Raw genomic sequence first — 13,465 nt, 5'->3', positions numbered from 1 at the left:
TGCTCATGTACCTAAATGCACATTCCGCTCCGGTCCTCGAAACTCGCCATTTTCGACTCGCCCTGACGTGAATTGCATCGAAGTTCCAAGACCATGATCAACCTGCCCCGCGACCGAATGGATCAAGTCGTCAAGCGTTTCGACATGCTCGAAGCGCAGATGTCGGCCGGGCCGTCGGCCGATGCCTATGTCAAGATGGCCTCGGAATATGCCGATATCCAGGAGATGGTGGGCAAGATCAGGGCGCTGCGCGCCGCCGAGCAGGAACAGGCCGATCTGGAAGCGATGCTCGCCGACAAGGCCACCGATGCCGACATGCGGGCGCTGGCCGAGGCCGACCTGCCCGACGTCGAGGAGCGCATCGAGGCGCTGCAGAAGGACATCCAGATCCTGCTTCTGCCCAAGGATGCCGCCGACGACAGGAACGCCATCCTCGAAATCCGCGCCGGCACCGGCGGCGACGAGGCGGCCTTGTTCGCCGGCGATCTGTTTCGCATGTATGAGCGCTATTCCGCCTCGCGCGGCTGGCGTTTCGAGGTCGTCTCGGCCAGCGAAGGCGAGGTTGGCGGCTACAAGGAAATCATCGCCTCGGTATCCGGCAAGGGCGTGTTCGCGCATATGAAGTTCGAATCCGGCGTGCACCGCGTGCAGCGCGTGCCGGAAACCGAAGCCGGCGGGCGGATCCATACCTCGGCGGCGACGGTCGCCGTGCTGCCCGAGGCCGAGGAGGTCGATATCGATATCCGGCCCGAGGACATCCGCATCGATACGATGCGCGCTTCCGGTTCCGGCGGCCAGCACGTCAACACCACCGATTCGGCGGTGCGCATCACCCATCTGCCGACCGGCATCATGGTGGTGCAGGCGGAGAAGTCGCAGCACCAGAACCGGGCGCGCGCGATGCAGATCCTGCGGGCACGGCTTTACGACCTCGAACGCAGCCGCGCCGACGAAGAGCGCTCGGAGTCGCGAAAGTCGCAGGTCGGCTCGGGCGACCGGTCGGAACGCATCCGCACCTATAATTTTCCGCAAGGCCGCGTCACCGATCACCGCATCAACCTCACCCTCTACAAGCTCGACCGGGTGATGATGGGCGAGCTCGACGAGGTGGTCGATGCGTTGATCGCCGACCATCAGTCGAAGCTGCTTGCCGACATGGGCATTGATGGCTGACGTGCTGCCTGCCACGCTTGAGCATTTTGCAGCCAAGTGGAATCACTTGGCGTCGCACAAATGCGGCTAAAACAAAGGGATAGAGCGGGATGCCCCACTCGACCCATTTGCATCCCGCTCTAGGCCCGCTGCTGCGCGCGGTGAGGGCGCGGCTCGCTGCGGCCGGCGTTGCGGATCCGGCGCTCGATTCCAGGCTGATCGTCGAGCATTTTTCCGAAACCACACGCGCCCAGGCCATCGCGGAACCGGGCCGAGTGGTGGGTTCTACGGCGCTTGCGGCCATCGAGGCGGCCCTGAGACGTCGCGTCGCAGGCGAGCCGGTGCACCGCATCCTCGGCTATCGCGAATTCTACGGGCTGCGGCTGTCGCTGTCGCCGGACACGCTGGAGCCGCGTCCGGACACCGAGACGCTGGTCGACGCGGTTCTGCCCTTCGCCAAGGCAACGGCCGAGAGGCTCGGCGAATGCCGTATCCTCGATCTCGGCACCGGCACCGGCGCCATCGCGCTGGCGCTGCTCAGCGCCGTTCCCGCCGCGACCGCGACCGGCGTCGATATTTCCCCCGGCGCGCTGGCAACCGCCACGCGAAACGCCGAGGATCTGGGGCTCGGCGGGCGCTTCAACGCCTTGAATTCCAACTGGTTCGAAAAAGTTTCGGGCCGGTACCATGTAATTGCCGCGAACCCACCCTATATACCCAGTCGAGACATTGGAAATCTGCAGGACGAGGTCCGCGATTTCGATCCACGCCGGGCCCTAGATGGCGGTGTGGACGGTCTGATCCCCTACAGGATCATCGCCGGAGAGGCGGAAGGGTTTCTGGAAGCACAGGGCAAGGTAGCGGTCGAGATCGGCTACACGCAAAAAGACGAGGTCACCGCAATCTTCGCGGCAGCCGGCTACAGGCTGGCGGAAGCGCGGCGCGATCTTGGCGGAAACGACAGGGTTCTGGTGTTTAAGCGTTGAAACCCCTGATGCAGTGCGAAAAAACGCTTGGCAACATTAGGGAATGCAGCTAGGTTCCGGCTTGACCGGATGAGACGAAGCAGGCAGTGCTCTTAGCGATTCGGTTTTCCTTGGAAATAGCTGCCTCCTTGCGCAAACGACGCCCATGCTTCGTGCGGGAATCGTCCGGCAAGTGATGTAACCGGAACAGGATGGCACGTGGCGCCAACGCAATCGATGCGGGCGAACGCCGGTGAAAAAGCGAAACGGGCGGCTGCATGAGCGCCACCGTTCGCGAACAGTTTTGAAATTTCACATGAAGAGAGTCGAATGAGGCCACAACAGCAGAACAGGCGCATGCGCGGTCGCAACAACAATGGCGGCGGTGGCAACAACAACCGCAAGGGACCCAATCCCCTGACGCGCAACTACGAGAGCAACGGTCCGGACGTGAAGATCCGCGGATCGGCTCAGCAGATCGCCGAAAAATACGCCGCACTCGCCCGTGACGCGCAAAGCTCCGGCGACCGGGTGATGGCGGAGAATTACCTCCAGCACGCCGAACACTACAATCGCATCATTGCCGCCGCCCAGGCGCAAATGCCGATCCAGAACGCCCAGCAGAACCGCGACGATTTTGACGATGACGTCGACGAGGATCGCGACGAGTTCGAAAATGCCGGCAACACCAATGCCGGCGAGGCGCAGGCGGCGAACGGCTCCGGGCCGCAGCCGGTGATCGAAGGCACGCCGGCCGAGCTCGGCTTCAATCAGGAAAGCGGCCGCGATAACAACAGGCGCGACAACAACGGCCGCGACAGGCACCGCGACCGCCGCAATGGCGGCTATGGCCAGTACGGTCAGAATGGCCAGCGCGGCGACAATGGTCAGCGTGATGGGGGCCAGCGTGATGGAGGCCAGCGCGGCGAACATGGCAGCCAGCAGCTCGACCAGAACCGCCGCAACGAGGCGCAGGTGCAGTCTGAGGCTTCCGCCGAAGCCGGCTCCGCGGCTGATGCGGCTGCGCCGTTCGACAGTTTCTCGCCGGCAGCGCTTGCCGCCCAGGCCGAGCGCAACGAAGCCGTCGCGGACAATGGCGGCGGGCGCCGGCAGAGACGTCCTCGCCGCGGACGCGGCAATACCGAGCAGGGCTATAGCGCCGAGCAGGGCAATGCCGAACAAGGCAGTGCCGACCGCGCGGACAGCCCCGCCGATGGCGGCAACGCCGCGAACAGCGGCAACGACGCGGTCGCCACTGCCGCCGAAACGACAAGTGCGGCGCCGAGCGAGAGCGTCGCCAGCGAACCGGCGGGTGGCGCCAGCGAACCGGCGATCGCCGACGCAAACAACTGATCCCGGCAACTGATCCAAGTCCATTTTCAAGCATTCGAACGGCGGAGAGAAATCTCCGCCGTTTTTGTTTGCGCGCTCATGGAATAATATGCGGCGGTCGAGATCCAGACGTCTTGAGAGCCTGTCATCCCCGCACCATATCTCGCCCGAACAGGACTCGGCTCGAATGGGCGGGTCCGTCACCGCAATCTGATCCGGTGCCGCAAAGCGGGCCGGTGATGGAAGGAGACAGATATGAATCTTGAGAAATACTCGGAGCGCGTGCGCGGTTTCATCCAGTCCGCGCAGACCATGGCGCTCTCGCGCAACCACCAGCAATTCACTCCCGAACATATGCTGAAGGTGCTCGTCGACGATGACGAGGGCCTTGCCGCGTCCTTGATCGAGCGCGCCGGCGGTCGTGTCCGCGACGTCAAGCTCGGCGTCGAGGCGGCGCTCGAAGCCATGCCCAAGGTGGAAGGTGGCAACGGCCAGCTCTATCTCGCCCAGCCGCTCGCCAAGGTGTTCTCGACCGCCGAGGAGCTGGCCAAGAAGGCCGGCGACAGTTTTGTCACCGTCGAGCGGCTGCTGCAGGCGCTCGCGATGGAAAAGTCGGCCAAGACCGCCGACATCCTGGCCAAGGCCGGCGTCACCGCGCAGGCGCTGAACCAGGTCATCAACGACGTGCGCAAGGGCCGCACCGCCGATTCGGCCAATGCCGAGCAGGGCTATGACGCGCTGAAGAAATACGCCCGCGACCTCACCGCCGACGCCCGCTCGGGCAAGCTCGATCCGGTCATCGGCCGCGACGACGAGATCCGCCGCACTATCCAGGTGCTGTCGCGGCGCACCAAGAACAATCCTGTGCTGATCGGCGAGCCCGGCGTCGGCAAGACGGCGATCGCCGAGGGCCTGGCGCTGCGCATCGTCAATGGCGACGTGCCGGAATCGCTGAAGGACAAGCAGCTGATGGCGCTCGACATGGGCGCGCTGATTGCCGGCGCCAAATATCGCGGCGAGTTCGAGGAGCGGCTGAAGGCCGTGCTCAACGAGGTCACCTCGACCAACGGCAACATTATCCTGTTCATCGACGAGATGCACACGCTGGTCGGCGCTGGCAAGGCGGACGGCGCGATGGATGCATCGAACCTTTTGAAGCCGGCGCTGGCGCGCGGCGAGCTGCACTGCGTAGGCGCGACCACGCTCGACGAGTACCGCAAGCATGTCGAGAAGGACGCCGCGCTTGCCCGCCGCTTCCAGCCCGTCTTCGTCGACGAGCCGACGGTCGAGGATACCGTCTCGATCCTGCGCGGCCTGAAGGAGAAGTACGAGCAGCATCACAAGGTGCGCATCTCCGACTCGGCGCTGGTTTCGGCCGCGACGCTTTCCAACCGCTACATCGCCGACCGGTTCCTGCCGGACAAGGCGATCGACCTGGTCGACGAGGCCGCGTCGCGGCTGAGGATGCAGGTCGATTCCAAGCCCGAGGCGCTGGACGAGATCGACCGCCGCATCATGCAGCTCAAGATCGAGCGCGAGGCGCTGAAGGTCGAGAAGGACGACGCCTCGAAGGACCGGCTGGCGAAGCTGGAGAAGGAACTCACCGACCTCGAGGAGCAGTCGACCGAGCTGACCGCGAAGTGGCAGGCCGAAAAGCAGAAGCTCGGGCTTGCCGCCGACCTGAAGAAGCAGCTCGACGAGATGCGCAACGAGCTGGCGATTGCCCAGCGCAAGGGCGAATTCCAGCGCGCCGGCGAGCTTGCCTATGGCAAGATTCCGGAGCTGGAGAAGAAGCTCAAGGAAGCCGAGGCTCAGGACGGCAAGGCCGGTATGGTGGAAGAGGTGGTCACGCCCGACCACGTCGCCCATGTCGTGTCGCGCTGGACCGGCATCCCGGTCGACAAGATGCTCGAGGGACAGCGCGAGAAGCTGCTGCGCATGGAAGACGAGATCGGCAAGCGCGTCGTCGGCCAGGGCGAGGCGGTGCAGGCGGTGTCGAAAGCTGTGCGGCGCGCCCGCGCGGGTCTGCAGGATCCGAACCGGCCCATCGGCTCGTTCATGTTCCTGGGCCCGACCGGCGTCGGCAAGACGGAGCTCACCAAGGCGCTCGCCGCCTTCCTGTTCGACGACGAGAACGCATTGGTGCGCATCGACATGTCGGAGTTCATGGAGAAGCACTCCGTTGCCCGGCTGATCGGCGCGCCTCCCGGCTATGTCGGCTATGAGGAAGGCGGCGCGCTCACCGAGGCGGTGCGGCGCCGGCCCTACCAGGTCGTGCTGTTCGACGAGATCGAGAAGGCGCATCCGGACGTGTTCAACGTGCTCCTGCAGGTGCTCGACGACGGCCGGCTGACCGACGGCCAGGGCCGCACGGTCGACTTCCGCAACACGCTGATCATCATGACCTCGAACCTCGGCGCCGAATATCTCGTCAATCTTCGCGACGACCAGGATGTCGATGCCGTGCGCGACGAGGTGATGAGCGTGGTAAGGGCCTCGTTCCGGCCGGAGTTCCTCAACCGCGTCGACGAGGTGATCCTGTTCCATCGGCTGCGCCGTCAGGACATGGACCGCATCGTCGAGATACAGCTCAAGCGCCTGGAGAACCTGCTTGTCGACCGCAAGATCGAGCTGTCGCTCGATCACGACGCGATCGAGTGGCTGGCGTCCAAGGGCTACGATCCGGCCTATGGCGCGAGGCCGCTGAAGCGGGTGATGCAGAAGGAACTGCAGGACCCGCTGGCGGAGAAGATCCTGCTCGGCGAAATCCTCGACGGCTCGACCGTCAAGGTCACCGCCGGCTCCGATCGCCTGAACTTCCGCTCGAAGCCGACCGTGGTGGCGGCCGAAGTCGCCGCCTGAATTCGAGCTCCAGCGTATGAACGGGAGCGCGTGGCGCCGGATCGGTGCCGCGCGCTCTTGCTTTTCGACAGGGCCATATCGCAAAACCGATACCGATCCTAAAGCAGGTCGCGTGAAAAAGGATTCACGCGGCCTGCTTTAGGTTCTTGATTTTAAGCATGTCTTCGTCCCGAAACCGGGCCCACTTTCGGGAGACATGCTTTAGTTATCGGAAAGGGGCGATTCGTGAAGCTCGAGGACTATAACGGCTTCTGCGCCTCGCTGCCTGCCGCGACGCATGTCGTGCAGTGGGGCGGCGCTCACGTCTGGAAGGTCGGCGGCAAGGTGTTCGCGATCGGCGGGCACGACCGGGAGGGCCAAGTCTTCGTCACCTTCAAATGCTCCGACATGGCCTTTGACGTGCTGAAGGAACAGCCGGGCTGCCGGCCCGCGCCTTACCTTGCCTCGCGCGGCATGAAATGGATCCAGCGCCAGACAAGCCAGAGCGTGGATGATGCCGCGCTGAAGGACTATCTGCGCGAAAGCCATCGCCTGGTTAAGCTGAAGCTGACGAGACTGGCACGCAGCGAACTGGGCCTGGGCTGACATTCGGTTCGGGATCATGGTGAAACGCCGGAAATCCGCCATCTTCATGCCCGGTTCATATTGGAACCTTAATTTTGGTAACTGGTTTGCTGGCGAAGGGGTCGCCTGCCAAAACCCAAGTCGCCCGGAGAGTCTGACCCTCATGCTGCGCACGATCTTTTCCCTTTCGGCACTCGCGGCCGGGCTGGTCTCTTCTGGCGCGCTCGCGGCGCCGAGTCCGGACGGCGCGCAGTTGCCGGTTAGGCACGCGCAGCACGGCGCGATCATGCTCGCCCAGGACGGCAACATCGACATCTACTACGATGCCAGGGGCAACCGGGTGCTTGTCGACGCCGACACTGGCAAGGTGATCGCCATTCAGCCGCCGCAGAGCAGGCTCGACCGCCGGGCGCTGCGCCGCCAGCTGCGGATGCAGGAGCTCGGGCGCGCGCCGGTCGAGGACGACGACCGCTACTATCTCGACAACCCCGACGACATGGCCCGCTTCCGCCGCAAGCAGCTGGAAGAAAACGGCAGGGTCATTCCGCCGCCGGTCGACGAATACGACGATAATTCTGTCGATGCCTATCCGCCGGCGCCCAACAATGATGAAGGCTATGCAACCACCTATCCGGAGGTGCCCGAGTCTGACACCATCAAGCGCCAGCCTCTGAACGAGGCATCGATCGATCCGGCGCAGCCTGGCCAAGGCGAAGTGCTGCAGACCAATCCGGAGACGCAGGCCGCGCTGCCGCCGGACACCGGCGGCAAGGCCACCGTCGACCCGTCGCTGTCGCTCGGCGTGCGCCAGGACGTGGCCGAACTTCAGGTGCTGCTCGACCGCGGCGGTGCCTCGCCGGGTGTCATCGACGGCCGTTTCGGCTCGAATGTCGATAAGGCTTTGGCCGCCTATAACCAGATCACAGGCAGCAATCTGAAATCGACCGACGCAGTCGGCATCAAGGCGGCGCTCGCCCAGTCGGGCGGCGATGCCTTCGCTTCCTATACGATCACGCCCGAAGACGCGGCCGGTCCCTATGTCGCTTCGATCCCGGAAGATTACAGCCAGAAGGCCAAGCTCGACCGCATGGGCTACACCTCGGTCACCGAGGCGCTCGCCGAGCGCTTCCACATGGACGAGAACTACCTGAAGTCGATCAACAAAGGGCTCGACTTCAACCGCCCCGGCACGATCGTCAAGGTCGCCAATTTCGGCAGGCTGGTGTCGACGCCGGTTGCCCGCATCGTCGCCGACAAGGACAAGAAGGAAGTCTTCGCCTATGACGCGGGCGGCAAGCTGGTCGCGGCCTATCCGGCCACAATCGGCTCGGCTGACACGCCGTCGCCTACCGGTATCCATACCGTGTCGCGCATCGCGCTCGACCCCAACTACACCTACAATCCCAACATCAATTTCAAGCAAGGCCAGAACGACAAGATCCTGACCATCCCGCCCGGACCGAACGGTCCCGTGGGCTCGGTCTGGATTGCGCTCGACAAGCCGACCTACGGCATCCACGGGACGCCCGATCCTTCCAAGATCGGCAAGACCGAGAGCCATGGCTGCGTGCGTCTGACCAACTGGGACGCGCGCGAACTCGCCAAGCTGGTGTCGCCAGGCGTCACAGTGGAATTCGTCGGCGGACCAACGATCGCGGATGTTGGCGGGACCTCAACCGATGATTTTACGCAGCAATGAGCCGCGCAGTGCGGCGGCATAGATCAGCTGCACCAGCAAAATGAAGGCGATGCTCGCCAGCGGGGTGATGAGGCAAAGTGCCGTGCCGATCGCCCACAGGATCTGTGCCTTGACGATGCGCTGATAGACGACACGCTTCGTTTCCGCATCGACGTCCTGTGCCAGCATGCCATTCCTGTCGGCATACCACCAGCTGGCGAACAGCGTGGCGCCGAGCATCAGAAGGTTCAGCCAGTAGACGAGCACCGCGATCCGGAATTCGAGGAAATCGGCCAGCAAGTCGGTGGAAAACGGTAACAGCGCGATAAAGGCGAGAAAGCTGAGATTGAGCGTCGCCAGTCGCCGGTCCGATTTGGCGATCAGGCTGTGCTGCGCCTGCTGGCCGAACCAGAAGATGGTCAGCGTCAGGAAGCTCAGCGCATAGGTCAGGAAGCGCGGCGCAAGAGCCAGGACAGCCGCAAGCAGTTCGCTTTCCGAGCGCACCGCCTCATGCGACGGCACCCTGATCTCGAGCACGATCAAGGTGAGCGCGATGGCAAAGACGCCGTCGGTTATGCCGACGATGCGCCCGCGCCCTTCGGCTGACGGTTCGAGCGGTCGCTTCATGCTTTCCCCCTTTTGCGCATAATGTGGGAACCTAGCACGCAACTGTCGGTTTGCATCAAGACTGGCAACCACCTCGCCATGCGGCCAGTGCAATCTGGTTTCAAGAACAGCAATCCTCTGGCTCGTTGTTGGGAATGGGCCGGAGAGCTAAGCAGGTTTTCATGTCATCCTCGAACGAAGCTACCGCCGATTCGCTTTCGACCGCGCAGCGCGCGAACGGCACGTTCTGCCCGCAGACGCGGCGCAAGTTCGTGCTGGTCGCGGCGATCCTGGCCTCGGCGCTCGGCTTCATCGACGGTTCGGTCCTGGCGATCGCCATGCCGGCGCTGCGCGTCGATCTCGGCGCCAGCCTGGCGGCAGCGCAGTGGATCTCCAACGCCTACGCGCTGACGCTTTCGGCGCTGATTCTGGCAGGGGGTGCGGCCGGCGACCGGTTCGGACTGCGGCGCGCATTCGTGACCGGCATCACGCTCTTCATCGCCGCTTCGCTTGCCTGCGCGCTGGCGCCCAATCCGGCGGTGCTGATCGGCTTCCGCGCCATCCAAGGCATCGGCGCCGCCATCATGGTGCCGGGCAGCCTCGCCATCATCGCCAAGGCCTACCCGAAGAAAGAGCGCGGCCGGGCGATCGGCATCTGGGCGGCTGCTTCGGCGCTGACGACGGCGCTCGGCCCGGTGCTCGGCGGCTTCGTGCTGTCGACCTTCGGCAACGGTGTCTGGCGCGCGATCTTTGCCGTCAACCTGCCGCTCGGACTGGTTTCGATCTATCTGCTGCTCGTCAAGATCCCGGCCGACCAGCCGACCGAAAAGCGCAGCCTCGATCTCGGCGGCGCCGGGCTCGCCACACTCGCCTTCGGGTCGCTGGCCTACGGGCTGACGGCGATGAACGCGGAGGGCGGCGGGATGATGGCCGGGCCGGCGATCGTCGCCGGCGTGGTGCTGCTTTTCGTCTTCATCCTTTATGAGCGCTGGCAGCGCGAGCCGATGATCGATCTCGGCCTGTTTCGCATCGGCGCTTTCGCCGGCGCCAATCTCGCGACCTTCTTCCTCTATTTCGCGCTGTCGGCGAACCTGTTCTACCTGCCGATGGTTCTGATCGCAGGCTGGGGACTGAGCTCGGCCGAGGTCGGCTTCATCTTCCTGCCGCTGTCGGCGTTGATCGCGCTGCTGTCGGGGCCGGTCGGCCAGTGGTCCGACAAGATCGGCCCGCGCCTGCCGATCGCCGCCGGCAGTTTTGTGGTCGCCATCGCCTTTGCCGGCATGGCGCTGCTCGCCCATGCCGGCATCCATAATTTCTGGACCGGCACCTTTCCGCTGATGGCGCTGATGGGTCTCGGCATGGCGCTGGTGGTGTCGCCGCTGTCGACGGCGATCATGACTTCCGTCGAGGACAAGGACACGGGCGCGGCGTCGGGCATCAACAACGCCGTTTCGCGCATCGGCGGGCTGATCGCGGTGGCGGCAATGGGTTCGCTCGCGGCTTTCGTCTATGCGCGATTGACCGGCAATTCCACCGGCATGCCCGGTTTCGGCGAACCGCCCACGTCCGGGCTCGCTGCCGATCTCGACGCATTGAGGATTTCGGCAAGCGATTCGGCTTTTGCCGCGGTTGCCGCCGTCACGACGCTGCTTTGCCTGCTGTCGTCGATCGTCGCCTGGTTCACCGTGCCTGGACAGGCGCTGCCGTGGCCGCAGCAAACGGATGATTCGCGCGATTAGAGTGGTTTATTCGCAATTCCGGACGGAAAACCGCTGCACACTTTTCCTGGAATTGCTCAGTTGGGAAGCTGCGATTCGGTCTTGGCGCTGGCGACCTTCAGCGAATTTCCGTCTTCCTGCTTGAGCAGGTCGTCGATGCGCTCGCGCTCTTTTTTGAAGGCGACGAGATCGTCGCCCTTCAGCACCTTGCCGACCGGCAGGCGCACGCGCATCGAATCGACCTTGGTGCCGTTGACGATCAGCTCGTAGTGAAGGTGCGGACCGGTGGAGAGGCCGGTCTGGCCGAGATAGCCGATGACCTGGCCCTGCCGGACATGAACGCCAGGCTCGATGCCTTTGGCGAAGGCGCTCTGGTGATTGTAGGAGGTTTCATAGCCATTGGCGTGGCGGATGATGATCTGCTTGCCGTAGCCGCCGGCCCAGCCGGCCTTCTCGACCACGCCATTGCCGGCGGCAATGATCGGCGATCCTATCGGAGCGGCCCAGTCGGTGCCGGTGTGCATGCGGACATAGCCGAGGATCGGGTGCCGCCGCGCGCCGAAGCCGGAGGTGAAGCGCCCGTTGGGCAGCGGGTTGCGCAGCAGGAACTGCTTGGCGCTGCTGCCGTTCTCGTCGAAATAGTCGGTGCTGCCGTCCTGCATCTGGAAGCGGTAGAAATTCCGCATCTGTCCACCGAAGGTGGCCGAGACGTAGAGAAGCTCGGAACTGTCGGAAGTCTGGTCGTCGCCGTCAGGCTGCGAGAACAACACCTCCAGACGATCGGAAGGCGAAAGCCGCGACTGGAAATCGACATCCGAGGCAAGAAGCTTGATCAGCTTCTGCGTCATCGATTTCGACATGCCGTAGGAGTAGGCGGCACGATAGATGCCGTCATAGACATTGGGCAGGTTGCCGCGCACCACCACCGGCGGCGAATCATCGAATGCCGTCAGCAATTCGGGATTGGGCGCCGGCTCCTGAGCCGGCACCAACTGCCCGCGATCGTCGAGCGCGATGGTCACGATATGGGTGGTGCGGTCGTAAACGCTGGTGCGGACCACCTTGGCGATGTCGCCGCGCAGCTCGAGGCCGACGCGCAGCACCGTTCCCGCCTTGAGCGCCGTCGCGTTCAAGAGCTTGCCGATCGCTTCAGCCATGCCGGTGGCGTCGTCGCCGGTGTAGCCCGAGTCGGCGAAGGCCTCGGCGATGTCCGTATCCTGGGTGAAAGGGATGATTTCCTCGGCAAAGGCCGGCGCCTGGTCGTCCGGCGTGGCGCGCGCCGACACCGAGACGTTCTCCGGCGTGATCTTGACGTCGTAGGAGCCGGCCATGCTCTCGGCGAAAGCATCGCCGAATCGCTGCGGGTCGACATAATGAAGCGCCGCCACCTGGACGGCGCCGTCGCTCAAGCCGTTGCCGGCCTCGCGCACCACCTTTTCCACCTCGTCGGCGGAGAGATCGCTCTTTTCGTCGAAGGATGCCGTCTCGATCGGAAAATCGACCGTCTTCAGGCTCATCTCGCTTTCGACCTTGGCGCCGTAGATCTGGCCGGCGGCCGCGGTGGCGGTGGCCGGCTGGGCGTTGTCGTCGCCGTCGTCGCCGAAGACCTGCAACGGGTCGAAGGGCGGATAGGGGCGGTTGGTGGTGTGGCCGGCCGCGAGCGCCATCTTGATCTGCACGAAGGGCATGGTGTGGATAACGTCGCGGTCGCCGACCTTGGTGACCATCGACACTTCCATGCGCCGTCGGTCCTTGGCCCTGGCGATCTGGCGCGGCGCGACCAGCCTGGTAGTCTTGGCCTGCTCGCCGGAATCGTCGCCGCCGCTGGCGAGGTTGATGAGTTCGGCGATTTCCGGCGGCGTCGCCAGCTGCTGGCGGCCGTCAAGCGCCGCGAACAAGGCCACGCCCATCAGCACGCTCGAGGTCACGCCGGTCAGGAAAGTGCCCGAAAGCCAACGCGCCGAGACTTCGCGGCGGTCAGGCGGACCGCTGCGGCCGTCCGCAATCAGCGGCGGCTCGTTACCGAGTTCGGCTATGACATCTTCCGCGTCTGGCATCCAGAAAGGCTGCTTCTTCCCCGGGCGAAACGGCTTGTCGTTGTTCGTTGTGGCCATGACATTTGCCTGTCGCGGCCGTTGAAGTCAAACGAAGCGGCAAGCCTGGGCCGTTATCCCCACGCACACGTCTCTTACAAACGCGTGCTCTTGTCGTCTGTTGTGAAGGCTCTCACGCGTATGCGCGCGCCTTCCTTGTATGTCCGGTGTCGAACCTCAATGCGGCGGCAATAGGGCCCCGTGTGGATGGCTCTGGGGCTGCCGCCAGGGCAGCCGGCTACGAAAAATAGCCGTCGAAAAATTCGTCGCAAAAAATTCAAAAAAGTTCGAAATCGGTGTTGACGGTTCGAGTAACCCCCGACTATATACGCCTCACCAACGACGGCGGCGACGCTGCTGGCGACGAAGAAGTTTGCTTCTGAGGTTCGCGGGAAGTTGGGCGAAATTCAAGAGAGCCGCGTGAGCGACACTCGAAGGGCCCCGAAGCCGCAAGCGTAAGGGCCACGACACCGCGTCTGCGATGTCTGTTCTTTG

9 protein-coding genes are annotated in these 13,465 nt (G+C 64.0%); 7 read left to right on the top strand and 2 right to left on the bottom strand.

The window, feature by feature from the left end:
* Window positions 1-93 precede the first annotated feature (93 nt).
* From prfA to ABID26_RS25985, 6 genes are all read left to right on the top strand, one after another.
* Window positions 94-1,173, top strand: a complete 1,080-nt coding sequence (gene prfA, locus ABID26_RS26010) for a peptide chain release factor 1 (protein ID WP_292302637.1) — start codon at window positions 94-96, stop codon at window positions 1,171-1,173.
* A gap of 89 nt (window positions 1,174-1,262) precedes the next feature.
* Window positions 1,263-2,138: a peptide chain release factor N(5)-glutamine methyltransferase gene (prmC, locus tag ABID26_RS26005; RefSeq protein WP_292372997.1), complete on the top strand. Its 876-nt coding sequence runs from the start codon at window positions 1,263-1,265 to the stop codon at window positions 2,136-2,138.
* A gap of 309 nt (window positions 2,139-2,447) precedes the next feature.
* Window positions 2,448-3,470: a DUF4167 domain-containing protein gene (locus ABID26_RS26000; protein WP_292302635.1), complete on the top strand. Its 1,023-nt coding sequence runs from the start codon at window positions 2,448-2,450 to the stop codon at window positions 3,468-3,470.
* Between the two features lie 234 nt (window positions 3,471-3,704).
* Window positions 3,705-6,311 carry an ATP-dependent chaperone ClpB gene (gene clpB / locus ABID26_RS25995; RefSeq protein ID WP_292302634.1) on the top strand — a complete coding sequence of 869 codons (2,607 nt, stop codon included), beginning with the start codon at window positions 3,705-3,707 and terminating at the stop codon, window positions 6,309-6,311.
* Between the two features lie 225 nt (window positions 6,312-6,536).
* Window positions 6,537-6,896: an MmcQ/YjbR family DNA-binding protein gene (locus ABID26_RS25990; RefSeq protein WP_126097738.1), complete on the top strand. Its 360-nt coding sequence runs from the start codon at window positions 6,537-6,539 to the stop codon at window positions 6,894-6,896.
* 142 nt (window positions 6,897-7,038) lie between these two features.
* The gene (locus tag ABID26_RS25985; protein WP_126097739.1) at window positions 7,039-8,574 is read left to right on the top strand and encodes a L,D-transpeptidase family protein; all 1,536 of its coding nucleotides are present in this window, start codon (window positions 7,039-7,041) and stop codon (window positions 8,572-8,574) included.
* Here ABID26_RS25985 and ABID26_RS25980 read toward each other — a convergent pair.
* Window positions 8,548-9,180 (bottom strand): TMEM175 family protein, encoded by a 633-nt coding sequence (locus tag ABID26_RS25980; protein WP_126097740.1) that lies wholly within the window; start codon window positions 9,178-9,180, stop codon window positions 8,548-8,550. The genes ABID26_RS25985 and ABID26_RS25980 overlap by 27 nt on opposite strands.
* Window positions 9,181-9,341: 161 nt before the next feature.
* Here ABID26_RS25980 and ABID26_RS25975 point away from each other — a divergent pair, with 161 nt between their 5' ends.
* Complete coding sequence (locus tag ABID26_RS25975; RefSeq protein WP_292302632.1) at window positions 9,342-10,898, top strand: MFS transporter; 1,557 nt, start codon at window positions 9,342-9,344, stop codon at window positions 10,896-10,898.
* A gap of 56 nt (window positions 10,899-10,954) precedes the next feature.
* Here ABID26_RS25975 and ABID26_RS25970 read toward each other — a convergent pair whose 3' ends face one another.
* Entirely contained in the window at window positions 10,955-12,934 is a 1,980-nt protein-coding gene (locus ABID26_RS25970) for a M23 family metallopeptidase (protein WP_292302655.1), read from the bottom strand.
* Between the last annotated feature and the right edge of the window lie 531 nt (window positions 12,935-13,465).

Origin of the sequence: Mesorhizobium shonense (assembly GCF_040545255.1) — a bacterium.
GTDB lineage: Bacteria > Pseudomonadota > Alphaproteobacteria > Rhizobiales > Rhizobiaceae > Mesorhizobium > Mesorhizobium shonense.
This window is presented reverse-complemented; position numbering and strand designations above follow the sequence as displayed.

Excerpts from the sequence above, each read along its gene's own strand:
- prfA (WP_292302637.1), top strand. The coding sequence starts at position 94 with ATGATCAACCTGCCCCGCGACCGAATGGATCAAGTCGTCAAGCGTTTC.
- prmC (WP_292372997.1), top strand. The coding sequence starts at position 1,263 with ATGCCCCACTCGACCCATTTGCATCCCGCTCTAGGCCCGCTGCTGCGC.
- ABID26_RS26000 (WP_292302635.1), top strand. The coding sequence starts at position 2,448 with ATGAGGCCACAACAGCAGAACAGGCGCATGCGCGGTCGCAACAACAAT.
- clpB (WP_292302634.1), top strand. The coding sequence starts at position 3,705 with ATGAATCTTGAGAAATACTCGGAGCGCGTGCGCGGTTTCATCCAGTCC.
- ABID26_RS25985 (WP_126097739.1), top strand. The coding sequence starts at position 7,039 with ATGCTGCGCACGATCTTTTCCCTTTCGGCACTCGCGGCCGGGCTGGTC.
- ABID26_RS25980 (WP_126097740.1), bottom strand. The coding sequence starts at position 9,180 with ATGAAGCGACCGCTCGAACCGTCAGCCGAAGGGCGCGGGCGCATCGTC.
- ABID26_RS25975 (WP_292302632.1), top strand. The coding sequence starts at position 9,342 with ATGTCATCCTCGAACGAAGCTACCGCCGATTCGCTTTCGACCGCGCAG.
- ABID26_RS25970 (WP_292302655.1), bottom strand. The coding sequence starts at position 12,934 with ATGCCAGACGCGGAAGATGTCATAGCCGAACTCGGTAACGAGCCGCCG.